Here is a 24,343-nt window from a genome sequence, read left to right as displayed (position 1 = left end):
CGCCGCACAATAAATGGGGCAGGAATGAAAGGCCACACCATGTCAGACACGATCGATTCTGCCGACCTCGAAAAACGCGCATCCGAACTCGTGGACCTCGCCCGCAAGGCCGGCGCCGATGCGGCGGACGCGGTGGTGGTGCGCGGGCGCTCCCGCTCCGTCGCCGTCCGCCTCGGCAAGGTCGAAGCGACGGAAGCCTCCGAAAGCGACGACTTTTCGCTCCGTGTTTTTGTCGGACGGCGTGTCGCCAGCGTTTCGGCCAATCCGGGTTTTGACCTGAAGCTGCTCGCCGAGCGCGCGGTTGCCATGGCCAAGGCTTCGCCGGAGGATCCCTTCGCCGCGCTGGCGGACGCCGACCGGCTGGCGAAGTCCTATCCGGACCTCGACCTTTTCGACGCCACGGCGGTTTCCACTGAAACCCTGACCGAGGCAGCGCTTGCCGCCGAAGAGGCGGCACTTGCGGTCTCGGGCGTTACCAATTCCAGCGGCGCTGGCGCATCGGCCGGCATGGGCGGACTGGTACTCGTCACCTCGCATGGCTTTTCCGGCTCCTACATGGCCACCCGCTTTGGCCGCTCCGTCAGCGCGATTGCCGGCGAGGGCACCAAGATGGAGCGCGACTACGATTATGATAGCCGCCTCTTCTTTGCCGACCTGCGCGACGCCGACGAAATCGGCCGCCTGGCCGGCGAGCGCGCGGTCGCCCGCATCAATCCGCGCCAGGTGCCGACCGCCAAGAATGTCACCGTCGTCTTCGATCCACGCATAGCCCGCGGCTTCGTCGGCCATCTGGCCGGCGCCATCAATGGCGCGGCTGTCGCCCGCAAGACGAGTTTCCTGCGCGACATGATGGGCAAGCAGATCCTGAAGTCGGGTCTTTCCGTGACCGACGACCCGCTGATCGTGCGTGGCTCCTCTTCGCGTCCCTTTGACGGCGAAGGGGTCAGCGGCGAGAAACTGGCGATGGTCGAAGATGGTGTGCTGAACCACTGGTTCCTGTCCACATCGGCAGCGCTCGAACTCGGGCTTCAGACCAACGGTCGCGGCGTGCGCGGCGGTCCGACGGTCAATCCGTCCTCGACCAATCTGGCGCTCGAGCCGGGATCGATCTCGCGGGACGATCTCATCCGTGGGGTTGGCACCGGCTTCTACGTCACCGAGCTGATCGGCCAGGGCGTCAACATGGTGACCGGCGAATACAGCCGCGGCGCCTCCGGCTTCTGGATCGAGAACGGCGAGCAGACCTTTGCCGTCTCGGAGGTCACGATCGCGTCCAATCTCAAAGACATGTTCATGGCGCTGACGCCGGCAGACGACATCGACCGCAAGTTCGGCGTCGCGGCGCCGACGCTCGCCATCGAGGGCATGACGCTCGCCGGCCTCTGACAAGGCCGTTGGAAAAGCAGGCGCGGGAAGCCCGCGCCGATCCCGCCTTCCGGACAAGGGAGAGGCGGGCTGACGGGGTTTTGAATGTCTGACACAGCACCACCGGGCGCGGACTGGAAGCCGGATCTCGACGTGATCCGTGCCGCGGCGGTTGTCGCCGGCGAAACCGCGCTCGGCTATTTCCGCAAGGCGCCCGACGTCCACTGGAAGAACGAAGGCCGCTCGCCGGTAAGCGAGGCGGATCTTGCCGCAAACGATGTGCTGAAGACGCGCTTGCTTGCGGCCCGGCCTGATTACGGCTGGCTGTCGGAGGAGACGGACGACGATCTGAGCCGGCTGTCGCGCGAAACGGTCTTCGTCGTCGATCCGATCGACGGCACGCGGGCTTTCATCGCCGGCAAGGAACTCTGGTGCGTCAGCGTCGCCGTCGTGCATCGCGGCCAGCCCGTTGCCGGCGTGCTCTATGCCCCGGCGCTCGATGAACTCTTCGAGGCGGTCGCAGGCGGCAGTGCGCTGAAAAACGGTGCCCAAATCTCGGTGCGCGAGGCAAAACCCGGGGAAACACTGCATCTGGCGGCTGCCGAGGACACGATCGGCAAGCTTCCGGCGCCCTATCGCAGCGCCGTTACCCGTATCCCGCATGTGCCGTCGCTTGCCTATCGGTTGGCCATGGTTGCCGACGGGCGGATCGACGGAACGCTGGTGAAGAAGAACTCCCACGACTGGGACCTGGCTGCAGCAGATCTCATTCTAGCGAGCGCCGGCGGCGCGCTGGCCGATCTCGATGCGCAGCCGCTCTCTTACAATCGATCCACTGTCGTTCACGGGGTTCTCTGCGCGGCGGCAAAGCCGCTCTTGCCGGGCCTGATCGCCGCATCGCGGTCCATGGAGCCCCATTGACCTTTGAGGCTGAATGCCTCAAATCAACGCCCACACCCAACAAGAATAAATGGAAGTCCGATGGCTCACGACACCGAGAAAAAACAACGTCTGCACCTCGTCTTCGGCGGCGAACTCACCACGCTGACTGACGTACATTTCCGCGACCTGGACAAGCTCGATATCGTCGGCATCTACCCGGACTACGACAGCGCCCTGACTGCCTGGAAATCCAAGGCGCAGATGACCGTCGACAACGCTCACATGCGTTACTTCATCGTCCACATGCACCGTCTGCTCGACCCGGAAAACGGCTGATGCCGATGAGGTCGGGATGCGCGGTGTTTACCCGCATGCCAGTCGCCCTTAAGTCTCTCCGGGCCGGAACGGCCGGGGAAGGTGGCCTGTCATGAGCAGCTTTCGCGCGCGCCTGGCGCTGTCCAGCTACCGCTGGATCGGCTCGGCCATCTATCCCCTCGTCTGGTCCTACCTTGCCATTCGCGCGGCGAAGGGCAAGGAGGATCCGGCACGCCGCCGTGAGCGCTACGGCCATGCCAGCGAGCCGCGGCCGCAGGGCCCCCTCGTCTGGTTCCACGCGGCAAGCGTCGGCGAAACCAACGCCGTCATCCCGATGATCAAGGAAATCAGGCGGCGCGGCATCCACGTCGTGCTGACGACCGGGACGATGACCTCGGCGCGTGTCGTGGCCGAGCGCCTGGGGTCGACGGTGATCCACCAGTATGTCCCGCTCGATTTCAAGCCGGCCGTCAGCCGGTTTCTCAACTATTGGGAGCCGGATCTGGCGATCATCGCCGAATCCGAGATCTGGCCGATGACGATCCTGGAACTCGGCCGTCGCCATATTCCGCAGGTTCTGGTCAATGGGCGCATGTCCGACCGGACCTTCGCGCGCTGGAAGCGCCGACCGGCGCTCGCCGACGCGTTGTTCGAGAATCTCGCGCTCGTCATTGCCCAGTCCGATGTCGATGCGGAGCGCTTCCGCACGCTCGGTGCGCTGCCGGTCATGGTGTCGGGCAATCTCAAGGTCGACACTGACGCGCCGCCACACGATCCGCAGGCGCTGAAGGAGTATCGCCAGCAGATCGGCGCCCGCAAGACCTGGGCGGCGATCTCGACCTTCGACGGCGAGGAGGCGGCCGCCGGTGTCGTGCACCGTGCGCTCAAGGAGCGAACCGGCCTTCTGACGATCATCGTTCCGCGTCATCCCGATCGCAGCGACGCCATCGAGGCGGCGCTGACGGCCAAGGGGCTGAAGGTCGCCCGGCGCACGCGCCGCGATCCACTGACGCCCGACGTCGATATCTTCCTCGGCGACACGATCGGCGAAATGGGCCTCTATCTTCGCCTGACCGAGGTCGCCTTCGTCGGCCGGTCGCTGTTTGCCGAGGGTGGTCAGAACCCGCTGGAGCCGGCGATGCTCGGCTGCGCCATTCTTTCCGGCGGCAACGTCCAGAACTTTCGCGAGACCTATCAGACGCTGGCCAAGAACGGCAGCGCCAAGATCGTGCGCGACGTCGAGATGCTGGCCAAGGGCGTCAACTATCTGCTCGCCAACGACGACATGCGTCGCTCGATGATCGATGCCGGCCTCGAAACCGTGCAAGAGATGCGCGGTGCCCTGTCGGCGACGATGAAGGGACTTGAGCCCTATATCAATCCGCTCGTCGTCAAGGCGCGTCTCAATCCGCCGACCGACAACTGATCCAGCAGGAGACGAAGCCTCGTCATGACCGCAGCCAAAGCCATAGCCGGCATCCTGTTCGACAAGGATGGAACCCTGCTCGACTACGCAAAGAGCTGGGTGCCGGTGAACTACGAACTGGCGCGGCTCGCGGCAAAGGGTGATGAGGCCCTGGCCCGCACGCTGCTTGCAGCCGGTGGCATGGACGCCGACACCGGCCACGTGCTGCCCGACAGCCTGCTTGCTGCAGGCAACACGGTCGAGATCGCGACCGGCTTCGTCGGCGCGGGCGCGCCCTTCACGATTGCCGAACTGACGACCCTGCTTGACGGCCTGTTTGCGCGCTCGGCTGAATATGCCGTGCCGGTGACCGATCTCGGCGCCTTCTTCGCCGGGCTGCACGCCAAGGGCTACCGCCTCGGTGTCGCCTCGAGCGACAACGAGCGTTCGATCCGCGAAACGGCAAAGCGCTTCGGCTTCGAGGATTACCTACACTATGTGGCGGGCTATGACAGCGGCTACGGCGTCAAGCCGGAGCCGGGCATGGTGCTTGGCTTTTGTGCTGCGACCGGCCTTGAGCCGCGGCAGGTGGTCGTCGTCGGTGACAACAATCACGACATGCACATGGGCCGCAGCGCCGGCGTCGGCATGACGGTCGCCGTCCTGACGGGTACCGGCTCGCGCCAGTCGCTTGCGGCGGCTTCCGACCATTGCCTCTCGGACATCACCGAACTCGAAGCTGTCCTCTAGATCGAGTTGCGGCAGCGGCTTGCCGCGATTGCCTTCAGTTTTGCATCGTGATCGGCCCGGTTCAGCGCCCCTGCCGTGGCCGTATCGGTCTCCATAGCTTGTGTTTTTTCCCGTTCTGACGTTTTTTGTCGCAATCTGCCGGTTTCGACCGGCGAACAAACCGTCCCTCCCGGAAACGGAAGGACCTGAGCGGCCGGGAGGCCACGGAACGAAGATGGTATCGGAAGCGCCGCCATTTTGGTGGACCAAGGCGGATTGGCGTGCGCGCGCGTTGTGGCCGTTCTCATGGGTTTACGGACGGATTGCCGGCATGCGCATGGATCGCGCGCAGCGCGCCTCGGTGCCGGTCCCGGTCATCTGCATCGGCAATTTCACCGTCGGCGGCGCCGGCAAGACGCCGACCTCCATCGCGCTTGCGCGCGTCATCCGCGAAAAGGGGCTGAAGCCCGGATTCCTCAGCCGCGGTTATGGCGGCTCGCTCGACGTGACGACCGTCGTCGATCTGGAACATCATCGCGCCCGCGACGTCGGCGACGAACCGTTGCTTCTGGCGAAGGAGGCCTTGACCGTCGTCTGCCGCCGCCGCGTCGATGGGGCTCGTCGGCTGGTGAAGGAAGGCGTCGACATCATCATCATGGACGACGGTTTCCAGAGCGCGCGGCTGGCCTTCGACTTCGCGCTTTTGGTGATCGATTCCCGCCGCGGCATCGGCAACGGCTATCTGGTGCCGGCGGGCCCGGTGCGGGCGCCACTGTCGAACCAACTCCGCCACGCCACGGCCCTGCTCAAGATCGGTGACGGCACCGAGGCCGACGCCCTGATCCGTCGCGCCGCCCGCGCCGGCAAGCAGATCTACGAAGCCGACGTCATAAGGCACGACGACGGATCGCTAAATGGCGTCAAGGTGCTTGCCTGGGCGGGCATTGCCGATCCGGAGAAGTTTTACCGCACCGTTCGGGAGACGGGCGCCGTCATCGAGGAAACCCGCAGTTTTCCCGACCACCACCATTTCTCCGAGGACGAAATCGCCGATCTGCTCGACCAGGCTGCAACGCTCGGCTGCCAGCTCGTTACCACCGCCAAGGATCTGGTGCGCCTCGAGCCCGGCCACGGCCGCGCCGCCGAACTCGCCGCAGCGAGCAGGGTGATCGAGATCGATGTGCGCTTCGACGACCCGATGGCGCCGAAGAAGATCATCGAGACGGCGCTTGCCGCGGCGCGTGCCCGCAAGCTGCGCGAAGGCGCGGCTAAGTAACGGCGCCCTGCGGGTCGTGGCGCCGGAGTGCCGTTGTTGGTGTCCGGGCTTGATTAGCGGCGCTGGTTGGGCAGCGCGCCTGCGCGCTTTTCCGCCTCGAGCGAGGCTTCCGCGTCGACATAGGGCTCCTGCCGGGCGACGCTCCAGTAACGCAGTTCGTCGACGGGGATGATCTTGCCGGTCATCGCGCAGACCACGTGCGAACCCGCGAGCACGATCTGAAAGTCGCCGTCGAGATAACGGATCTTCGCTTCGCGCGAAGCGCTTCCTTCAAACCGGTTCATCATGCTCGGCGCCTGTTTCCGTCTTCGTTATTGGTTCTCTGGTCTAGCTCGCCGTCCGGAAAAATGCCAGTCGCATTTCGCCAGGCGTGAAGATCAGCTCCGGCCGAACAGCCGTTCGATATCGGAGAGCTTGAGTTCGATATAGGTCGGCCGGCCGTGATTGCACTGGCCGGAGCCGGGCGTCGCCTCCATTTGCCTCAAAAGCGCGTTCATCTCCTCGGTGCGCATGCGTCGTCCCGAGCGCACCGATCCGTGGCAGGCCATGGTCGCGGCGAGATATTCGAGCCGGCTCGTCAGCCCGCTTGCCGTATCCCATTCGGCAAGCTCGTCGGCGAGCTGGCGCACGAGACCGACGGCATCCATTTCGCCGAGCATGGCCGGCGTTTCGCGCACCGCAATCGCGCCCGGGCCGAAGCGCTCGATCGCGAGACCCAGGCGGGAGAACTCCTCCGCATGGGCCATCAATCGGTGGCAATCGTCTTCGGGCAGGTCGACGATCTCCGGGATCAGTAGCGCCTGGGCGGCGACCGGCCGCGAATGCAGCGCCGTACGCATCGCCTCGAACACCAGCCGCTCGTGCGCGGCATGCTGGTCGACGATGACGAGGCCGTCATCAGTCTGGGCGACGATGTAGTTTTCGTGCAGTTGGGCGCGCACGGCGCCGAGCGGGAACGATTGCGGCGGCGGCGGTTGCTGGGCCTCCGGCGCCGGCACGGGCATTTCCCGCTCGAACGGGGTGGCAACGCGCGCCGAAGGGGCGGAAAATGCCGCAAAGCTTGCCTGCGGCTGCTCGCCGAGGTGGCGCAGCATCGCGTCGAATTGTGTCGGCCGGGAAGGCGACGTCTCGGCGCTCCAGGGCTGCGGGCGGTAATCGCCAGAGCGGAACGCCTGCATCATGCCGCGGGCGCCCGTCGTTGCGGCGCGGTCGCCGTCGCGCGTCAGCGCCTGACGGATCGCGCCGATGATCAGCCCGCGGATCAGGCCGGGGTCGCGGAAGCGCACGTCAGACTTCGCCGGATGCACGTTGACGTCGACGAGCGCCGGGTCGAGCGTGATCGACAGCACGGCGACCGGATAGCGGCCGCTCGGGATCGTCTCGGAATAGGCGGCACGGATCGCCGACAGCAGCAACTTGTCCTGCACGGGGCGGCCATTGACGAAGACATATTGCTGCAGCGAGTTGCCGCGATTGTAAGTCGGCACGCCGGCAAAGCCGGTCAGTTCGACGTCTTCCCGCGCCGCATCGATCTCGATCGCATTGTCGCGAAAATCCTTGCCAAGCACTTGCGCCATGCGCGCCAGCCGGTCGTCGCCGGTTGCCGGGAATTCGAGCGTCGAGCGGTCGCTGCCGGAGAGCACGAAACGGACCGCCGGAAACGCGATCGCCATGCGGCGCACCACTTCCGAAATGGCCGCCGCTTCCGCCTTCTCGGTCTTCATGAACTTCAGTCGGGCCGGGGTGGCGAAGAACAGATCGCGCACTTCGACGACCGTGCCGGTGTTGGCGGGCGACGGGCGGACCGCCTCGGTTTTGCCGCCGGTAACCGCAATGACCGCGCCTTCGCTGGCGCCGGCCGTGCGCGTCGTGATCGACAGCCGGGCGACCGAGCCGATCGAAGGCAGGGCCTCGCCGCGAAAGCCGAGGGTGCGGATGTCGAAGAGGCTGTCGTCGAGCTTCGACGTGCAGTGCCTTCGAACCGCAAGTTCGAGGTCGCCAGGTGCCATGCCCGAGCCGTTGTCGGTGACCCGCAGCAGCGTCTTGCCGCCGCCGGCGGTCGCGATCTCGATGCGGGTCGCGCCGGCGTCGAGCGCATTCTCGATCAGCTCCTTGGCGGCGCTGGCCGGACGTTCGATCACTTCGCCGGCGGCGATCTGGTTGATGAGGGTTTCTGAAAGCTGCTTGATGGCCATGGCCCATTTTCCGGGATTCGCCGCGGAAACGGAAGAGGGGACGGTATCTCGTCCCCGGTCGCGAGCGCTTGGTGCCGTTACCCTTGAAAAATGATCGAGGGTTTAATCGGCCCTTAACACTCTGCTGCGATTTTCCACAACAACCTGAATGATCACGGGTTTTGTCTTTTGAGCCTTGCGGCGTAGCTGGACGCCGCACTCCCGCCGCTCGAAGAGACGCCTGCCAAGGCCACCCCAGCATGTCCCGAAATGAAACCGCCGTTGCAGCGCCGCGCGTCATTATGAAGACGCGGCAGGCCGTTGTGGCACTTTGGATGGCCGCCTGTTCCCCCTGATCTGACGATCCAGGGACACATGCGGTAGGCGAGTGAGGACAGTGCGATGAGCGATGGGGCGCCGAACGGCGCGGACATCAACAGGGTCATTCTTGAGTCGAGTTGCGACGCACTCGGCATCGCTGTGCTTGTCTGCAGCCGGGACGATACCATTCTCTTTGCCAGCCGCACGATGCTGCAATTTTTCCCGGTGCCAGCGGAAGCCCTGATGCCGGGCGCGCGGCTCAGGGACTTCCTCGGTGCCGTCTATGACACCGGTGTCCGTCCGGGCACCGTCCCGGAAAACAGCCGCCGACGCACCAACCGCGAGGAATGGATTGCCGAGCACATGGCGCTGCATTGGCGCGAGCGCTACGAGAGCGTAGAGCGCGCCGGCCGCACCCGCTGGGTTTCGATGCGCAAGCGCCGCCTGTCGAGCGGCATGGGCATCCTGTCGATCAGCGACGTCTCCGACCAGAAGAAGCGCGACGAACAGCTTCAGACCGACCTGGAGCGGGTGGAACTGACCGAGCAGATCCTCGACGCGCAGCCCAATCCCATCTGCGTCAAGGATCGCAATCTCAATTACATCGCAGTCAACAAGGCCTTCTGCCTGATCCATGACCTGGCGCAGGACGCCATCCTCGGCCGCTCAGCCTGGGACCTGGTCGAGAGCGACCTGGCGGAGCGCTTCGAACAGTCCGATCGCATGGTGCTTGAAACCGGCAAACCGTTTTCGCAGGCCGAGCACATCGTGCGTGCCGACGGTAGCGACCTCTGGGTGCTGACCCGCAAGTACCGCGTCGGCATGCCCGGCCGCCATTTCGTCGTCACCTGCATGAACGACGTGACCGATATTGCCGTCTGGTATCAGGGCGGCGAGGAGCCCTCGGGCGAGGTCGCCCTGCAGATCCGCGACTACAGCATTTTTGCCGCGGCGCAGAATTTCTACGATCCTTTCCGGGCGCTGAATGTCCAGCAGCTCGTCGAGGCGGGGTCGATGATCGAGACCTTGCCGGCGCGCGGCCTGCGGGTGCTTCTGGCGACCGACGACCGAGCGCTGGAGGAGCGGCTTGTCGCCCGGCTGCGCGGCTCCGGGCTCGACGCCTGCGCCGTTCGCGATGTCGACGAATTGCACGCCTTCTGCGCTGCTGTCGACGAGGCGGGGCTGAAACTCGACATCCTGCTGCTCGACGCGGCTTTCCCCGAGCGGCAGAAGATCGCTACCGGCTGGCGCGACAGCCCGATCCTCCCGGTGTCCGCCGATCAGGACGGGGCGGCGGTGCTTGCGGAAGTCTTCCGTGTTTGTTCCGAGCGCGCGGGTGCCGCGCCGCAACCGGAATGGTCGCTGTCGTTCGAGGCCGAAGAGATCGCGCCGCCGCCGCCGGCTCCGCAGGTCGACGTGCTCGTTGCCGAAGACAACCAGATCAACCAGTTCGTCTTCACCCAGATCCTCGAGGGGCTCGGCGTTTCGCACCGGATCGCCGCCAACGGTCGCGAGGCCGTCGAACTCTGGCACGAACTGCAACCGGCCCTTGTTCTGATGGATGTGTCGATGCCGGTCATGAACGGCTTCGACGCAACCGTCGCAATCCGGTCGGCTGAAAAGGGACGCGCACAGAAAACCCCGATCATCGGGGTTACCGCCCAGGCCTTGGATATCGACCTGCAGCAATGCAAGGCATGCGGCATGGACGACCACATCATGAAGCCGGTGAGCCCCGATATGATCGAGGCGGTGTTGAGAAAATTCATGCCGGTGAAGGCAGTACGAACGGCAGGTTGAGTAAAAGGCGTGTCAACTCGCTAGAATTGGGGAGGCCAATGGCAAATCTTGGAGCGGCACGATATCGGATTGTTAACCGCCGATTGCGATCGTCTGCCCCGAATTGCCGCTAAAGTGTAGAGCCCCATCCGTATGCCTCGCATCCACCTCGTTGCCCAAGCCCCGGTCGTGTCGGAAAGACACAGCCGGTTTGCGTCGTGGCGCACGCTGGCGGCAGGCTCGATCGCACGCCATCCCTGCCAGATGAGTGGGGGACGGCGATGATGACAGCGGAAACTCCTTACCACCGTGTTGGCCGCGAGGCGCCTGCGGCCCGGGGTGATGTCGATCAACTGACGGGGCTCGGCAACGCCCGTTGCCTGCGCCAGTGTGTCCTTGATCTCGCCGAGGAGCGTGCCAGCGACCCGGCCCCGTTCACCATCGGCCTTGCCAATATCGATGGTTTCAAGCCGATCAATGACCTGTTCGGACCGGAAGCGGGCGACGAGATTCTCTGCCAGGTGGCCTATCGCCTGAAGGCCTGCGCGCCCGAGGGCGCCACGATCATCCGTTTCGACAGCGATGAATTTGCCTTCGTGTTGCCGCTGATCTTCGAGCGCAAGGGCGCCGAGAAGATCGGACAGATGCTGAAGGAGGTGCTGTCGGCCCCCTTCGATCTCGGCGACCGTCACGTTCGTCTGTCCGCCTCCTTCGGTTTCGCCGTTTATCCCTTTGCCGGAGAGGTATTCGAGGACCTCCTGAAAAGCGCCGATACCGCGCTTTATCGCTCGAAGCGCCGCGGCCGCGGGCAGATCACCGTCTACTCGCAGGAGATCGCCCAGGAGATGAAGCGCGCGACGCAGCTTGAGCAAGCGCTGCGCAACGCCATCATCGCCAACGAGGTTGACGTGCACTTCCAGCCGATCGTCGATCTGCGCAACGACGCGGTTGTCGGCTTCGAGGCCTTGGCGCGCTGGTGCGATGCCGATCTCGGCTATGTCTCGCCGGCGGTGTTCGTGCCGCTCGCCGAAGAGCGTGGTTTCATCGATTCGCTCGCCGAGGTCCTGCTGCGCAAGGCAGCCCATGCCGCGCTTTCCTGGCCGAAGGAGCTCTTCCTCTCCTTCAATCTCTCCTCGGCGCAGCTCACGGATCCGACCACCAGCCGGCGCCTGCTGTCGATCATCAGCCAGATCGGCCTCGACCCGCGGCGCCTGGAGCTGGAGATCACCGAAACGGCCGTCATGGCCGATGCGGATATCGCCCAGAAGATCGTTGCGGAACTGCGCGCCGCCGGCGTCCGCGTCTCGCTCGACGACTTCGGCACGGGCCAGTCGAGCCTTGGCCGGCTACGCGACTTCTCCTTCGACAAGGTCAAGATCGACCGGGCCTTCGTCTCGCGCATTTCTGCCGATCGTGCCTCGGAGCATATCATCAAGGCGATCGTGTCGATGTGCGAGGGGCTTGAGCTCGAAGTCGTCGCCGAAGGCATCGAGGATTTTTCCGAAGCCCTGAAACTGAAGGCGCTCGGCTGCGGACTGGGGCAGGGCTACTTCTACGGAAAGCCCGCCGATGCGGTGGCGACGATGCGCTATCTTGCCGATCGCTACCGCGATCTTCCCGCCCAGGCCTGATCCGGGTTAGTCCTCGGCGCCGGGCATCGCTGCACGGTCGCGCCGCCCCTCATCCAGCAGCCAGTCACGCACCCTTTTGGCCTGCGCATTCAGTTCGCGCGATCGCGGCCAGACGACGTAGAAGGCAAGGCCCGTCTTCAGCACGTGTCCGGCGACCGGAACCAGCGCGCCCGAGCGGATCTGCGGATAGATCAAGTGTTCCCAGCCGAGCGCCACGCCTTCGCCGGATAGCACCGCCTGGATCACCAGGACATAGTCGTTGATCGAAAGCCGACGGGCCTGTTTGGGATAGGCAAGGCCGGCGCTCGCAAACCACTCGGTCCAGTCGCAGGCGCGTCGGACCGGCTCTTCCAGATGGATGAGGTTGTGCCGGGGCAGGTCGGCGGCTGTTTTCGGCAAGCCGTGCCGCTCGATATAGGCGGGTGTGGCGACCGCGTTGACCACCTCGTCGGCGAGCAGGGCGGCATGGTAACGCGGCCAATGGCTTGGGTCGCCGCCGCGGATGCCGAGCGGGATCGGCTCTTCTTCCAGATCGAGGTCGCGCACGCTGGTCTGGATCCGGAGATCGATTTCCGGCAGGTCCTCGCGCATGCGGTTGAGGCGCGGCAGCATCCACATCGAGGCAAAGGCGGTGGAGGCCGCGAGCGTCACGTTGGTCTCGCGGCCCTTGGCGCGAATGTCTTCGGCCGACTTCTGGATGCGCGACAGGCCGACGGAGACGTCGGCATGAAACTTCTCGCCCGCTTCCGTCAGCTCGACCGCGCGGTGCACGCGATGAAACAGCGGCACGCCCAGCTGTTCCTCAAGACCGCGCACGGCGTAGGAGACTGCAGCCTGGGTCATGCCGAGCTCGTTGGCGGCACGGGTGAAGTTCTGGTGGCGGCCGGCTGCCTCGAACACGATGAGGCTTGCGGCGGACGGGAGCAGGCGGCGCAGGTTTTCCATAAATCACGCTTATAGCATGGATCGAATTTTTCCAGCGTTACAGTGGAATTTTTCGCCCATAGCATCATCTGAGATGATGGGAGGATATAGGCATGGAGACGGCACTGGCAACGGACGCGGCGGCACCGAGACGGATACGCGGCACACGGCCGAACCGACGCGAGGGCGCAGGACGCAGCCTCGGTGCTCCCTACATCACCAGAAACATTCCGACTTATGATATCCTCGGCGAGGAAAGCCTGCTTCGGATCGAGGCGATTGCCGATCGAATCCTTGCCGAAGTCGGCATCGAGTTTCGCGACGACCCGGTTTCTCTCGATCACTGGCGAAGGGCCGGCGCGAAGGTCGACGGCGTCCGGGTGACCTTCGAACCGGGCATGCTGAAGGAAATCGTCGCCTCGGCGCCGCACCAGTTTACCCAGCATGCCCGCAATCCGGCGCGCAATGTCGAGATCGGCGGCAACAACGTCGTCTTCTCGCCGGCCTATGGCTCGCCCTTCGTCATGGACCTCGACAAGGGCCGGCGCTACGGCACGATCGAGGACTTCCGCAATCTGATCAAGCTGGCGCAGTCGAGCCCCTGGCTGCACCATTCCGGCGGCACGATCTGCGAGCCGGTCGACGTGCCGGTCAACAAGCGCCACCTCGACATGGTCTACAGCCATATCAAATATTCCGACCGCGCCTTCATGGGTTCGATCACGGCGGAAGACCGTGCCGAAGATTCGATCGAGATGGCGCGCATTCTCTTTGGTCGCGATTTCGTCGATCGCAACTGCGTCATCCTCGGCAACGTCAACGTCAATTCGCCGCTCGTCTGGGACGGGACGATGACGAAGTCGCTACGCGCCTATGCGCGGGCAAACCAGGCCGCGGTCATTGTGCCCTTCATCCTTGGCGGCGCCATGGGGCCGGTCACCAATGCCGGCGCCATCGCCCAGTCCTATGCCGAGACGCTTGCCGGCTGTGCGCTGACCCAGCTAGAGCGCAAGGGCACCCCGGTCATTTTCGGCAACTTCCTGTCGTCCATGTCGCTGCGCTCGGGCTCGCCCACCTTCGGCACGCCGGAACCGGCGATCGGCAGCATGGTCGTCGGCCAGCTTGCGCGCCGGCTCGGCCTGCCGCTGCGCTGTGCCGGCAATTTCTCCAATTCGAAGCTGCCGGATGCACAGGCGATGCAGGAAGGCGCGATGTCGATGCTCTCGGCGGTGCATTGTGGCGCGAATTTCATCCTGCATTCCGCCGGCTTCGTCGATGGGCTGCTCGCCATGTCCTACGAGAAGTTCGTTATGGACACCGACTTCTGCGGCGCGCTGCATGCCTATCTTGCCGGCGTGGTCGTCGACGACAACACGCTGGCCATGGACGCCTTCCTGCAGGTCGGTCCCGGCAGCCATTTCCTCGGCTGCGACCACACCATGCGCAACTACCAGACCGCCTTCTGGGATTCGGCCCTTTCGGACAACGAGCCCTTCGAGAAATGGGTTGAGGAGGGCGAGACCGACATGGCGACGCGTGCCAACCGCGCCTGGAAGAAGACGCTTGCCGAATATGAAGCGCCGCCGCTGGATGTGGCGCTCGACGAGGCGCTGATCGATTATGTCACGCGCCGCAAGGAGAGCATGGCGGATGCTTGGTACTGACGAAGCCGGCATTCTCGGTCGCCTTTCAAGGAACAGGAAACGACATCGTCGAAAGATCCGCTGCTGCAGTCTTACCGCCTGAGCCGACCACCTCGTCGTGTCGAGCTGGGATATCATCGCCGGGACGGTGAAGCCGGAGGGGCCGGTGCCGCTCTATGACGACAACGGCGCCTATAGCGGCATGATGGCGGCCGAGCTGATCGCGCGAGGCGGCGGCGAGCAGATCGTCTCGCCCGAGCGCATGTTCGCGCCCGAGGTCGCGGGCATGAACCATGTGCCCTATGCGACCGCCTTTGCCGAACACAATGTCCGGGTGACGATCAACACGCGGGTGAAATCCGTTCGGCGGGAGTGCAATGGCCTTGTTGCGACGCTCGGTTCCGATTTTTCGGACAAGGCAACGATCAAGGGGCGTGTCGCGCCACTGGTGGTCGAGCATGGCACGGTGCCGATGGACGACCTCTGTCGTGAACTCGAGCTGCTTTCTCGGAAGCTGGGGGGCGTCGATTACAAGGCGCTGCTTCGCGGCGAGAACACCACCCCGCAGAAAACCTCGATGCCCGCTTCGACATGTTCCGCATCGGCGATGCCGTCGCCAGCCGCAACATCCACGCGGGCATTTACGATGCCCTACGCGACAGAGTGCTCGTCTGACGCAAAGCCAAGGCGGCGGTGCCTGGCACCGCCGCCCGTTGGAAGGCGTACTGAACAGCTTGGAATGCTACGACGTTACTGCTGCGGCTGTTCGGTACCCTGCTGCATCGGCTGCGCCGGTGCAGTAGTCGTGGTCGAAGAGGTCGTCGACGTGTCAACCGGCTGGTTGGCGTTCTGTTCGGCAACCTGCTGCGCCTTCGTCTTGAACTCCGGAGCCGCCTTCAGCGTATCGGCGGTTTCGGTGGTCGTCAGCTTCAGCTTGTCCGTGTTGGGCTGCTCGGCGATCGTGATGCGATCAAACGGAACCGCTACGTCCTTTTCACCGAGACCCAGGAAGCCGCCGACACCGATTACGGCCGCTTCCACGCCGCCATCCTTCTTCATGATCAGGTCATTGATCTCGCCGATGCTTTCGTCACCGGCATTGTACACGCTCTGGCCGATATAGGTGCTGGCTGCGATCTGGTCGCTTGCCTGCTCGGTCAGATAGGTGGCGTCCGATTGCGCCATATCAGCGGTCTTGGTTTCCGTGATCGGCGGCTTCGTTTCAGCCTGATCGGCCGGAGCCATGGCGTCCGGGGCGGGCTGCGCCGGCTGCATCGTCTGCGGCTGTTCCATCGGCTTGGTTGCGTCCTGCGCGAAAGCCACCGGGGCGACAGTAAGACCCGCGAAGAGCGCGCCGGCCGCGACGGTTGTTACGAGTTTCTTGATCATCTCAAACTGCCTTTCCTTGACGTTTCGATCAGGGCGCGGGCCTGGCTTCTGCCGCCAGGTCGACCGCGCCGGTGATATGGTGTCAACGCCCGGGAGCCCGAACGGTTCCGGAAAAATTAGTCAAAGTTTCAGGTCGAAAGGTCCGTTGCCGCTGAACGTGACCCTCCGCCGCGATTTTCCAAGGATTATCGGCAATCTCGCGCGGACATGTATTTTGTTTTTCGAATATATGTATTTTAGTGATCAATTATGTACTTTGGGCCATTCATGAATTCTTGAGCGTTCTTGTCGATACTTGGCAGATGGCAGGAAATAGCGCGCAGCGTCGTCACCCTGTTATCCCGGGATGGTTTTCACGATGTTTTTGCCGCGCCGCTTTCTTTCTGTTTCCTTGCTCTCCGTTCTGGCGATGGCCGGCCTCGTTCTGATCGAGCGCAATCTTTTTGGGCTGCGCTATTTTTCGGAACGGGTTCCTGGCGTCGAGCCCTACAATCTCTGGCATGCCTGGGTGGCGCTGAGCCTGTCACTCGCGGCGGTTCAGGGCTTTACCCGCGATGCCGCCTGGCTGGGCGCGCCGGAGCTGCGGCTGGCGTCCGGCCGCGAGCTTGGGCTTTGTGTCGCCGGCTGGATGCTCGCCGTGCTGATGGCGCTGGTGTTCGTTGCCGATCCCCTCGGTTTCAGCCTTCTGGCGCGTGAAGACGGCCTGGTCGAATGGGCCTCTGCCCTGCTGATCTTCATCGCCAGCGGTTTCTTTGCGTTTGCTGCCGTCGGGCAACTGCGCGTGGCCCGTTCAGGAACGGGACGTCGCGCCTGGATGGCCGCGGCTTTTGCAGCGCTTCTGGCGCTTTGCTTCTTCGTGGTCGGCATGGAGGAGATATCCTGGATGCAGCGCGTCTTCGGTATCGCCACGCCGGAGGGCCTGCTCGCGCTCAACAAGCAGCAGGAATTGAACCTGCACAACATCTCCACCGGCTTCTCGGAACTGCTCTACTACACCGGCAGCTTCTTCCTTTTGACGCTGGCGCCCTTCGTCTGGCTCTATCTGCGCAAGAGCATCAGCCTTGGCCGGCTCGATGCTTTCGCCCCGAGCGTGCTGGTGCTGGCGGCAAGCGCCCCGATGGCCGCCTTCAACAGCGACAACTGGAGCATGCTGCCGACGCAGATGATGGTGATGATACCGTGATCATACTGCTGGTGATCGCCGATATCGCGCTGAGGGCGGGGCACTGGCGCGAGTTCATCGTGCTGACGGCAGGCGCCATTCTGATCGTCGCGATCCAGGAGCTGTTCATTCTCCAGGCTTCCACGCTCGTGCGCCTTTGGGACCCGACCGAGTACAAGGAGTTTTTCATTGCGCTCGGGCTCGCCATCTACGGCTTTGAAACCTGGTCGCGACTGCGTTCGCCGGCCGCAAGGCTTTCGCCGTTGGGCTCCCGTTCCCTGGCCGGATAAAAATACCCCGCCTGACGGGCGGGGTATTTGAAACGCGTCTGCCTCGAACTGCGTCCGAAGCCGTCAGTGGCTTTCGCGCAGCACTTCGCTGCCGCTGCCGCCGACGAGGAAGTCGAGGTCCGCACCCTTGTCGGCCTGCAGCACCGTGTCCTGGTAGAGCTTGTAGTAGCCGCGGGTCCATTTCTGCGGCGGCGCCTGCCAGGCGGCCATGCGCGTCGCAAACTCTTCCTCGCTGATCATCAGGTTGAGCTCGCCCTTCATCGCGTCGAGGCGGATGCGGTCGCCGGTCTTGACGATGGCGAGCGGCCCGCCGGCATTCGATTCCGGGCTGACATGCAGGACCACGGTGCCGAAGGCGGTACCGGACATGCGGGCGTCGGACACGCGCACCATGTCGCGCACGCCCTTTTCGACGAGGCGCCGCGGGATCGGCATGTTGCCGACCTCGGCCATTCCCGGATAGCCCTTGGGTCCGCAGCCCTTGAGCACAAGGATCGTGTCCTCGGTCACCGGCAGGTCCGGATCGTCAATCTTCGCCTTCAGCTCCTCGATCGTCTCGAAGACATAGGCCGGACCTTCATGGACGAGGAGATGCTCGCTTGCGGCCGACGGCTTGATGACGGCGCCGTTCGGGGCAAGGTTGCCCTTGAGCACGCGAATGCCGGCGGCAGCCCGCAGCGGATTGTCGAGCGGGCGGATGACGTCGTCGTTGTAGACTTCGGCATCTTCCCAGTATTTGCTGATCGGCACGCCGAAGACCGTCGGCGCGTCGGCATGCAGCAGATGCTGGATGCGGTTCATCACCGCCGGCAGGCCGCCGGCATAGGCGAGGTCTTCGATCAGATACTTGCCGGACGGCATGCAGTTGACGATGCACGGCACCTGGCTGCCGACGCGGTCGAAATCCTCAAGACAGAGATCAACGCCGGCGCGGCCGGCGATCGCCAGCATGTGCACGACGGCATTGGTCGAACCGCCGACGGCGGCGTTGGCAATGATGCCGTTCTCGAAATTCTTCTTGGTCAGCACCTTCGACAGGCGCAGGTCTTCATGCACCATCTCGACGATGCGTTTGCCGGTCATGTGCGACAGTGCCATGCGGCGGGCGTCGACGGCCGGCAGCGCGGCATTGGTCGGCAGCGACAGGCCCATAGCCTCGACGATCGACGCCATGGTGGTGGCGGTGCCCATGGTCATGCACACACCCGGTGAGCGCGACATGCCGCTTTCTGCCGCCATGAATTCCTGCATGCTCATATCACCGGCGCGTACGGCCTCGGAGAACTTCCAGACATCCGTGCCGGAGCCGATGTCCTTGCCCTTCCACTTGCCGTTCAGCATCGGGCCGGAGGAGACGACGATCGTCGGCAGGTCGACCGACGCCGCACCCATCAACTGGCCGGGGGTTGTCTTGTCGCAGCCGCCGAGCAGCACCACGCCGTCGATGCCATAGGCACGGATCGCCTCTTCGACATCCATGGCGAGCAGATTGCGAAAGAGCATCGCGGTCGGGCGCATCTGCGTCTCGCCGAGCGAAGACACCGGGAACTCGACCGGGAAACCGCCGGCCTCCCACACGCCACGCTTCACGCCCTCTGCCAGAATGCGCAGATGGCTGTTGCAGGGCGTGAGTTCCGACCAGGTGTTGCAAATGCCGATAATCGGGCGGCCGTCGAAAACGTGGTCCGGAAATCCCTGGTTCTTCATCCAGGAGCGATGGATAAACCCATCCTTGTCGGTGCCGCCGTACCAGTGACGGCTGCGCAGTTCTTTCTTCTTGTCGCTCATGCGAGCTTCCTCCTCACCATGCGATCAAACGCGTGGCTGAATTGTATGACTTTTTATTGGCGCTTCGCCAAGAGTTACTCGGCCAAGAATTTCCGGTCAGAGACGGAAAGACGGTTCGAACCGGCCCTTGACACTGACGCCGAGATCGAAGGCCTTGCCGGCATGCGGGTCCGCCGCACGCGTTGCCTCGTCCATGTCCTGCCAGGCGGATGTCACCAGCATGCGGTTGGCCTTCGCTCCGATGAAGGCGGTGCAGCTCGGCTGGCCCGTCGGCACGGCGTAGCGCGCGATGCGCGCGCCGTCGGGGCGGTAGACATCGACTGAGCCGCTGCCCCAGCGGGCGTTCCAGATCAGGCCGTCGGCATCGCACACGGAGCCGTCGATGCCGCCGGCTTCGCCACTGCCGTCGACGAGCAGGCTCGGTTCGCCTTTCGGCAGCCCGGTTGCGGCGTCGATATCGACGCGCATCAGGTGATTGATGTCGGTATCGACGAAATAGGCGACGGTTCCATCCGGCGAGAAGCAGATGCTGTTGGGAATGGTGATGGCGGCATAGAGCTTCGTCACCTTGCTGCCGGCGACGTGATAGATCGCGCCGGAGCCCTTTTCGGCGCTGCGGCCCATGGTGCCGATCCAGAGCGAACCGGACGCATGAACCCGGCCGTCGTTCGAGCGATTGATGGGTTCGTCCTCAAGCGTGGTCAGCAGGCTGAAGGCACCGGTCCGCGTATCCCTGATGAAGAGGCCCTGGTCGGAGGCGATCAGCTGCCGGGTCGGATCGATGACGGCGAGCACGCTGCCGAGGAAGGGTAGGGCGTGCACGGTCTTGCGCCCGCTTTCGAGGTGCAGTTCATGCAGTTCCTGGCCCTTGATGTTGAACCACCAAGCGGTGCCGGTGGCCGGGTCATAGGTCGGACCTTCGCCGAGGATCGACGTCGCTTCGCAGAGAATGCTGCCGGAAAAGGGGATGGTGTCGCTCATCAGCGCGCTCCGTAGACGGCGTTGTAGGCCTTGATGGTGGCAACGGCGCGCTCGCGCACTTCAGCCGCGCTCATGCCGGGCTTGTAGAGGCTGGAACCAAGACCGAAGCTGCGGATACCGGCCTTGGCATAGTCGCCGAAATTCGCGTCCGAAACGCCACCGACGGCAGCGATTTCTAGCTCCGGCGGCAGGATCGCGCGGATCGCGGTGATGCCGGACGGGCCGAGCACGCTTGCCGGGAAGAACTTGAGGCCGGTGGCGCCCGCCGCCGCGGCCGAAAGCGCCTCGGTCGGGGTGAGCACGCCGGGCATGGTCACCATGCCCTTCTTGGCGGCGAGAGAAATCACCGCCGGCTCGACATTGGGGCTCACCATCAGGCGGCCGCCGACATCGGCGAGTTGTTCCACCTGTGCCGTCGTCAGCACCGTGCCGGCGCCGATCAGGCATCCCTCGGGCGCCATCTTCACGGCCGTCTCGATCGAGCGGAACGGATCGGGCGAATTCAGCGGGATCTCGATCGCGGAGAAGCCGGTCTCGATCAGGGCACCGACGACGCCTGCGGTTTCCTCGGGCTTGAGGCCGCGCAGGATCGCGATCAGCGGATACTTCATCGACGGAAAGGGAATGCGGGTCATGAGCGTGTCTTTCGTTCAGAGGGGCCAGATCGCCTGGGCGGCGGTCGAAAGGCCGGAGCGGACGGCCGTGTCGGCATCGACCACCTGAAGAGGGCAGTCGAGGCTTTCGAGCGCGGCCTGATAAAGCGTGCCAAGGGATCCGGAGGCGACGAGGCAGATGCTGTCGATCGTCTTGGCTGAAGCCAGCGCGCCGGCGATCTCCAGGCCGATCAGCGTGCCCGACAGCAATGCCTTGGCGTCGGTCGCGCTTGCGCCGTGCAGCAATTGGCCTGAGCGCGCGCCGAAGATCAGGCTGGTGGCGAGCGCCGGATTTGTGCGTGCCTCGGCCACCGCCGCCGCAAAGGCGGGATGATCGCCGGTAAACGCGTGCGCGTCGGCGATCGAGTGGCTGAGGATCGAGTGCTTGGAGATCACGTCGAACAATTCGCCGGTCATGAAGGTGGAAAAGCCGCTGACGGCGCCGTCTTCGAGCCGCACCCATTTGCTGTGCGTGCCCGGCATGCAGACGAGATGCCGGCCGCGACCGAGGTCGCTTGCCGCGCCGAGCAATTGCGTCTCCTCGCCGCGCATCACATCCGGGTGCCGCCGATCACGCTGCGCCAGACCCGGCAGGATACGGATGTCGCGATCGAGATCCGGCACTGCCACGGCATGGGAGGCGATATCGGCGAGCGCGGCCGGCGTATCGAGATAGCCGGCCTCGACCCAGCCCTGCTTGGCGCCGGCCATGCCGCAGATGATCGCCGGCAGGTGGCCTGGCGCATCGACGGCGGCCAGGTGCTTTTCGAGGATCGCATGGAACCCGGCCTTGTTGGCCGTGGTCATGCCTTCGCCGCTTCGGCGTTCGGCGAGCACCGAGCCATCCTCGCCGATGATCCACAGCCGGAAACTCGTGGTTCCCCAGTCGACCGCGGCATAATAGGCTGCCGTCATCAAAGTGCGCCTCCATCGATGATCATTGTTTGCGCGGTCATGCCCGACGAGCACGCCGACGCGAGAAAAAGGCAAGGGTCGACGAGATCGTCGGCGGTGAGGCTGCGCTTCAGGCACTGCCGTTCCTGCATGCCGGCGATTGCCGCGTCGCTCAGCCACAGCCGTTTCTGGCGCTCGGTGACGATCATGCCGGGCAGGATCGCGTTGACGCGGATGTTGTCCTGGCCGAGCTTTCCGGCGAGCGATTTGGTCAGGCCGACGATCGCGGCTTTCGCCGTCGCATAGGCCGGGATTTCGGCCATGTTGAGCAGATAGGCGATCGACGAGAAATTGACGATCGACCCGCCGCCGGCTTCGCGCATATGCGGTGCAACCGCCTGGCTCATGAAGAAGAGGTGCCTGAGGTTGACCGCCTGGCTCTCGTCCCAGCTCTCTTCGGTCACGCTTTCCAGTGGCTGGCGATCGTCGCGCGCCGCATTGTTGACGAGCACGTGGATCGCGCCGAGAGCGGCCGCCGCAGTCTGCGCGGCCTTTTTTACCGCTTCGATGTCGCGCAAGTCGGCGGGAATATAGACCGGTGCCGTGCTTGCCTTGATGGCGAGCCGTTCGACGAGGTCGAGGCTTGCCCTTTCGTCGATATCGACGAAGGCCACCCGTGCACCCTGGTCGACGAAGCCCTCGACAAGCGCTGCGCCAATGCCGGAACCGCCACCGGTGACCAGCACCGCGCGGTCTTTGAGATCATGAAATTGTGCCTTCGGCACCGGCATATTCCTGTATCCCCGATCAGTCCTATGGCGAAGAATTGTTCCATTATTTGGAACTTGATTTTATTATATGGAATTATCACGTCGAAGCGTCTACCTTGTCAAGGTCGCGCGCCCGATCGCGCGACTGCAATCGGAAACAAACAAGCGAGCGACGATGACGGGTGAAGCGGCAGGCGGAGGGGACGAAGTGCGTGCGGAGGCTGGCACGGGCACGCTCGGCAAGGCAATCACCGCCCTGGAAGCGGTGGTCACCGCCGATGGCCCGCAGCGTTTTACCGATATTCTCGCCCGGTCCGGCCAGCCGCGCGGCACGTTGTACCGGCTGCTCAGCCATCTGGTCGAGGAAGGACTGCTGATCCAGCGCCGCGACCTCTCCTATGAGCCTGGCCTTCGGCTGCTGACGCTGGCCTATCGCTCCTGGTCCGCCAATCGCTTTCGCGATGTTGCCGAGCCGCACCTGCAGCGATTGCACGAACTGACCGGCGAGACCGTGCATCTCGGCATCCTGCGCGAGACCGAGATCGTCTATGTCGACAAGGTGGAGAGTCGCCAGACGGTGCGCATGAGTTCGCAGATCGGCAAGGCGTCGCCGGCCTATTGCACCGGCATCGGCAAGGCGGCGCTGTCCTTGCTTGGACAGCCGGAGTTGGAAGGTATTTTGGCCCGAACCGAGTTTCACGCCTTCACGCCGCACACCCATCGCTCGGCTGCCGCCTTGCTGGCGGAGATCGAGGAAATCCGGCGCGACGGCCACGCTTTCGACCGCGAGGAACATGAGACGGAGATCCGCTGCGTTGCAGCACCTATCCTCATTCCCGGCAGCGAACTTGCGGCCGGCCTGTCGGTAACCGGGCCTGCCTATCGGGTGACCATGGAACAATTGTCGGCCTGGGCGGCAGCGGTTCGGGCAGCGGCGCAAGCGGTTGGCGAGGACGCGGCGATCCGTCTTGGGCCCGGCCGTGGTGGACCTTGAATTCACTTTACGGTAAATTAGAAACATCGACTGGACGTGGCGCGTCTCGCTCGATAGCTTTAATATATCAGACTCAGGTTCGTGGATGGTCTTAGTCTGGTTCGTTTTTGGTATTGGTATAAATTTTTGACGTGATCTTCATGCGGCGTCAGCGGCCGGTTCCCGCATGGAACCGGATGTGGAGAAGGGCGGAAGATGATCGATTTCAGCGCGAATTTGTCGGCGTTGGCGCTTCCTGATGGGCGAACCATCCGTGGGCCGATTTGTTGCGAAGAGGATATCAGGCGCGTGATCGCCCAGGTTGCGGATTCCTACGGTTTCCGTGGTTTCCTGGTGCTTGCCATTCCGGAAACGGAGAGCAACAGCCTGTCCGTCAACGCCTTGATGACGAACTACCCGGCCGCCTTTCTCAAAGGCTATGACAGTGCCGGCTTGATCAATGGCAGCCCGGTGATCCAGCGGCTTCGGCGCAGCACCATCCCCTTTACCTACGACGCGCACCAGCTTGCGCGCCGCCGAGCCGACGGCAAGGGCGATGCGGCGGTCTGCGTCTTCGAGCAGGCGAACATGCCGCGCGGCCTCTATCTGCCGGTGCACGATGCGAGCGGCCACCGCGCCGCGATCGCCTTTGGCGGCGACCGCCCCGTGGTTTCCAATGACGAGCTTCAGGAGCTCAACCTTTGGGCCGGCGTGCTCTACAGCAAATACATGGAGGTGCGCGATCGCGACAAGCGCGGTGCGGGAAGCCTTTCACGCCGCGAGGTCGAGTGCCTGCGCTGGGCGGCCGCCGGCAAGACCACCAGTGAAATGGCGAAAATTCTGGCGCTGTCCGAATATACCGTCAACCACTACCTCAACCGGGCAACGCGCAAGCTGGATTCGGTCAATCGCGTTCAGACCGTTGCAAAGGCCGTGCGCGCCGGGTTGATCAACTGATCGCCGGCACGCGTCGTGCGCGAGCTGATGGCAATATCGGCC

23 protein-coding genes are annotated in these 24,343 nt (G+C 64.1%); 13 read left to right on the top strand and 10 right to left on the bottom strand.

Annotated elements, in window-relative coordinates:
* Positions 1-39 precede the first annotated feature (39 nt).
* From OVA00_RS15330 to lpxK, 6 genes are all read left to right on the top strand, one after another.
* Positions 40-1,386, top strand: coding sequence for a TldD/PmbA family protein (locus OVA00_RS15330; protein WP_268089284.1), 1,347 nt, complete (start codon positions 40-42; stop codon positions 1,384-1,386).
* A gap of 84 nt (positions 1,387-1,470) precedes the next feature.
* A complete protein-coding gene (locus OVA00_RS15325; RefSeq protein WP_268089283.1) occupies positions 1,471-2,286 on the top strand; it encodes a 3'(2'),5'-bisphosphate nucleotidase CysQ in 816 nt (271 codons plus the stop codon).
* Between the two features lie 60 nt (positions 2,287-2,346).
* On the top strand, positions 2,347-2,583 hold the full coding sequence (locus OVA00_RS15320) for a DUF4170 domain-containing protein (protein WP_043620984.1): 237 nt from the start codon (positions 2,347-2,349) through the stop codon (positions 2,581-2,583).
* 91 nt (positions 2,584-2,674) lie between these two features.
* Positions 2,675-3,988: a lipid IV(A) 3-deoxy-D-manno-octulosonic acid transferase gene (gene waaA, locus OVA00_RS15315; RefSeq protein ID WP_060516417.1), complete on the top strand. Its 1,314-nt coding sequence runs from the start codon at positions 2,675-2,677 to the stop codon at positions 3,986-3,988.
* A 24-nt stretch (positions 3,989-4,012) separates the two neighbouring features.
* Positions 4,013-4,717 carry an HAD family hydrolase gene (locus OVA00_RS15310; RefSeq protein WP_060602093.1) on the top strand — a complete coding sequence of 235 codons (705 nt, stop codon included), beginning with the start codon at positions 4,013-4,015 and terminating at the stop codon, positions 4,715-4,717.
* A 214-nt stretch (positions 4,718-4,931) separates the two neighbouring features.
* A complete protein-coding gene (lpxK, locus tag OVA00_RS15305; protein ID WP_090294872.1) occupies positions 4,932-5,972 on the top strand; it encodes a tetraacyldisaccharide 4'-kinase in 1,041 nt (346 codons plus the stop codon).
* Positions 5,973-6,025: 53 nt separating this feature from the next.
* Here lpxK and OVA00_RS15300 read toward each other — a convergent pair whose 3' ends face one another.
* The gene (locus OVA00_RS15300; RefSeq protein ID WP_034801006.1) at positions 6,026-6,259 is read right to left on the bottom strand and encodes a DUF2093 domain-containing protein; all 234 of its coding nucleotides are present in this window, start codon (positions 6,257-6,259) and stop codon (positions 6,026-6,028) included.
* Between the two features lie 90 nt (positions 6,260-6,349).
* Positions 6,350-8,167: a DNA mismatch repair endonuclease MutL gene (mutL, locus tag OVA00_RS15295; protein ID WP_268089282.1), complete on the bottom strand. Its 1,818-nt coding sequence runs from the start codon at positions 8,165-8,167 to the stop codon at positions 6,350-6,352.
* A 381-nt stretch (positions 8,168-8,548) separates the two neighbouring features.
* On the opposite strand from mutL, the gene OVA00_RS15290 reads away from it, so the two are divergent.
* Together OVA00_RS15290 and OVA00_RS15285 are read left to right on the top strand one after the other, a co-directional pair.
* A complete protein-coding gene (locus OVA00_RS15290) occupies positions 8,549-10,267 on the top strand; it encodes a response regulator (protein ID WP_268089281.1) in 1,719 nt (572 codons plus the stop codon).
* Positions 10,268-10,530: 263 nt separating this feature from the next.
* A complete protein-coding gene (locus tag OVA00_RS15285) occupies positions 10,531-11,877 on the top strand; it encodes a putative bifunctional diguanylate cyclase/phosphodiesterase (protein ID WP_051659581.1) in 1,347 nt (448 codons plus the stop codon).
* 6 nt (positions 11,878-11,883) lie between these two features.
* Here the strand turns inward: OVA00_RS15285 and OVA00_RS15280 are convergent, their stop codons facing one another.
* Positions 11,884-12,822, bottom strand: a complete 939-nt coding sequence (locus tag OVA00_RS15280; RefSeq protein WP_112770497.1) for a LysR substrate-binding domain-containing protein — start codon at positions 12,820-12,822, stop codon at positions 11,884-11,886.
* A gap of 92 nt (positions 12,823-12,914) precedes the next feature.
* Here OVA00_RS15280 and OVA00_RS15275 point away from each other — a divergent pair, with 92 nt between their 5' ends.
* Positions 12,915-14,465, top strand: coding sequence for a trimethylamine methyltransferase family protein (locus OVA00_RS15275; protein ID WP_268089280.1), 1,551 nt, complete (start codon positions 12,915-12,917; stop codon positions 14,463-14,465).
* Positions 14,466-14,490: 25 nt separating this feature from the next.
* Here the strand turns inward: OVA00_RS15275 and OVA00_RS15270 are convergent, their stop codons facing one another.
* Together OVA00_RS15270 and OVA00_RS15265 are read right to left on the bottom strand one after the other, a co-directional pair.
* On the bottom strand, positions 14,491-14,904 hold the full coding sequence (locus OVA00_RS15270) for a hypothetical protein (RefSeq protein ID WP_268089279.1): 414 nt from the start codon (positions 14,902-14,904) through the stop codon (positions 14,491-14,493).
* 290 nt (positions 14,905-15,194) lie between these two features.
* The gene (locus OVA00_RS15265; protein ID WP_089044734.1) at positions 15,195-15,833 is read right to left on the bottom strand and encodes a PRC-barrel domain-containing protein; all 639 of its coding nucleotides are present in this window, start codon (positions 15,831-15,833) and stop codon (positions 15,195-15,197) included.
* A gap of 358 nt (positions 15,834-16,191) precedes the next feature.
* Between OVA00_RS15265 and OVA00_RS15260 the strand changes: the two genes are divergently transcribed.
* Entirely contained in the window at positions 16,192-17,016 is an 825-nt protein-coding gene (locus tag OVA00_RS15260) for a hypothetical protein (RefSeq protein WP_268089278.1), read from the top strand.
* A complete protein-coding gene (locus tag OVA00_RS15255) occupies positions 17,013-17,285 on the top strand; it encodes a hypothetical protein (RefSeq protein ID WP_268089277.1) in 273 nt (90 codons plus the stop codon). The genes OVA00_RS15260 and OVA00_RS15255 overlap by 4 nt, the downstream gene beginning before the upstream one ends.
* A gap of 63 nt (positions 17,286-17,348) precedes the next feature.
* Here the strand turns inward: OVA00_RS15255 and OVA00_RS15250 are convergent, their stop codons facing one another.
* The 5 genes from OVA00_RS15250 to OVA00_RS15230 all read right to left on the bottom strand — a co-directional run bounded on the left by OVA00_RS15250 (position 17,349) and on the right by OVA00_RS15230 (position 22,392).
* On the bottom strand, positions 17,349-19,073 hold the full coding sequence (locus OVA00_RS15250) for an IlvD/Edd family dehydratase (protein ID WP_034801023.1): 1,725 nt from the start codon (positions 19,071-19,073) through the stop codon (positions 17,349-17,351).
* Between the two features lie 96 nt (positions 19,074-19,169).
* Entirely contained in the window at positions 19,170-20,054 is an 885-nt protein-coding gene (locus OVA00_RS15245; RefSeq protein WP_268089276.1) for an SMP-30/gluconolactonase/LRE family protein, read from the bottom strand.
* Positions 20,054-20,689, bottom strand: a complete 636-nt coding sequence (locus OVA00_RS15240; protein ID WP_060602126.1) for a 2-dehydro-3-deoxy-6-phosphogalactonate aldolase — start codon at positions 20,687-20,689, stop codon at positions 20,054-20,056. The genes OVA00_RS15245 and OVA00_RS15240 overlap by 1 nt, the downstream gene beginning before the upstream one ends.
* 15 nt (positions 20,690-20,704) lie before the next feature.
* Complete coding sequence (locus tag OVA00_RS15235) at positions 20,705-21,625, bottom strand: 2-dehydro-3-deoxygalactonokinase (protein WP_192339100.1); 921 nt, start codon at positions 21,623-21,625, stop codon at positions 20,705-20,707.
* A complete protein-coding gene (locus OVA00_RS15230) occupies positions 21,622-22,392 on the bottom strand; it encodes an SDR family NAD(P)-dependent oxidoreductase (protein WP_268089275.1) in 771 nt (256 codons plus the stop codon). The genes OVA00_RS15235 and OVA00_RS15230 overlap by 4 nt, the downstream gene beginning before the upstream one ends.
* A 154-nt stretch (positions 22,393-22,546) precedes the next feature.
* Between OVA00_RS15230 and OVA00_RS15225 the strand changes: the two genes are divergently transcribed.
* Both OVA00_RS15225 and OVA00_RS15220 read left to right on the top strand, forming a co-directional pair.
* Positions 22,547-23,365 carry an IclR family transcriptional regulator gene (locus tag OVA00_RS15225; RefSeq protein ID WP_268089274.1) on the top strand — a complete coding sequence of 273 codons (819 nt, stop codon included), beginning with the start codon at positions 22,547-22,549 and terminating at the stop codon, positions 23,363-23,365.
* Between the two features lie 195 nt (positions 23,366-23,560).
* Positions 23,561-24,301 (top strand): LuxR family transcriptional regulator, encoded by a 741-nt coding sequence (locus OVA00_RS15220; protein ID WP_034801035.1) that lies wholly within the window; start codon positions 23,561-23,563, stop codon positions 24,299-24,301.
* Positions 24,302-24,343: the final 42 nt, after the last annotated feature.

The organism is Ensifer sp. SL37, assembly GCF_026672675.1.
In the GTDB taxonomy this organism is placed as follows: Bacteria; Pseudomonadota; Alphaproteobacteria; order Rhizobiales; family Rhizobiaceae; genus Ensifer; species Ensifer adhaerens.
Note: the sequence above shows the minus strand (reverse complement) of the source record. Positions and strands in the feature narration are given on the sequence as shown.

Bases quoted from the DNA above. Each gene is read 5' to 3' on its own strand.
- OVA00_RS15330 (WP_268089284.1), top strand. From the start codon at position 40: ATGTCAGACACGATCGATTCTGCCGACCTCGAAAAACGCGCATCCGAA.
- OVA00_RS15325 (WP_268089283.1), top strand. From the start codon at position 1,471: ATGTCTGACACAGCACCACCGGGCGCGGACTGGAAGCCGGATCTCGAC.
- OVA00_RS15320 (WP_043620984.1), top strand. From the start codon at position 2,347: ATGGCTCACGACACCGAGAAAAAACAACGTCTGCACCTCGTCTTCGGC.
- waaA (WP_060516417.1), top strand. From the start codon at position 2,675: ATGAGCAGCTTTCGCGCGCGCCTGGCGCTGTCCAGCTACCGCTGGATC.
- OVA00_RS15310 (WP_060602093.1), top strand. From the start codon at position 4,013: ATGACCGCAGCCAAAGCCATAGCCGGCATCCTGTTCGACAAGGATGGA.
- lpxK (WP_090294872.1), top strand. From the start codon at position 4,932: ATGGTATCGGAAGCGCCGCCATTTTGGTGGACCAAGGCGGATTGGCGT.
- OVA00_RS15300 (WP_034801006.1), bottom strand. From the start codon at position 6,259: ATGATGAACCGGTTTGAAGGAAGCGCTTCGCGCGAAGCGAAGATCCGT.
- mutL (WP_268089282.1), bottom strand. From the start codon at position 8,167: ATGGCCATCAAGCAGCTTTCAGAAACCCTCATCAACCAGATCGCCGCC.
- OVA00_RS15290 (WP_268089281.1), top strand. From the start codon at position 8,549: ATGAGCGATGGGGCGCCGAACGGCGCGGACATCAACAGGGTCATTCTT.
- OVA00_RS15285 (WP_051659581.1), top strand. From the start codon at position 10,531: ATGACAGCGGAAACTCCTTACCACCGTGTTGGCCGCGAGGCGCCTGCG.
- OVA00_RS15280 (WP_112770497.1), bottom strand. From the start codon at position 12,822: ATGGAAAACCTGCGCCGCCTGCTCCCGTCCGCCGCAAGCCTCATCGTG.
- OVA00_RS15275 (WP_268089280.1), top strand. From the start codon at position 12,915: ATGGAGACGGCACTGGCAACGGACGCGGCGGCACCGAGACGGATACGC.
- OVA00_RS15270 (WP_268089279.1), bottom strand. From the start codon at position 14,904: ATGCTCGACCACCAGTGGCGCGACACGCCCCTTGATCGTTGCCTTGTC.
- OVA00_RS15265 (WP_089044734.1), bottom strand. From the start codon at position 15,833: ATGATCAAGAAACTCGTAACAACCGTCGCGGCCGGCGCGCTCTTCGCG.
- OVA00_RS15260 (WP_268089278.1), top strand. From the start codon at position 16,192: ATGTTTTTGCCGCGCCGCTTTCTTTCTGTTTCCTTGCTCTCCGTTCTG.
- OVA00_RS15250 (WP_034801023.1), bottom strand. From the start codon at position 19,073: ATGAGCGACAAGAAGAAAGAACTGCGCAGCCGTCACTGGTACGGCGGC.
- OVA00_RS15245 (WP_268089276.1), bottom strand. From the start codon at position 20,054: ATGAGCGACACCATCCCCTTTTCCGGCAGCATTCTCTGCGAAGCGACG.
- OVA00_RS15240 (WP_060602126.1), bottom strand. From the start codon at position 20,689: ATGACCCGCATTCCCTTTCCGTCGATGAAGTATCCGCTGATCGCGATC.
- OVA00_RS15230 (WP_268089275.1), bottom strand. From the start codon at position 22,392: ATGCCGGTGCCGAAGGCACAATTTCATGATCTCAAAGACCGCGCGGTG.
- OVA00_RS15225 (WP_268089274.1), top strand. From the start codon at position 22,547: ATGACGGGTGAAGCGGCAGGCGGAGGGGACGAAGTGCGTGCGGAGGCT.
- OVA00_RS15220 (WP_034801035.1), top strand. From the start codon at position 23,561: ATGATCGATTTCAGCGCGAATTTGTCGGCGTTGGCGCTTCCTGATGGG.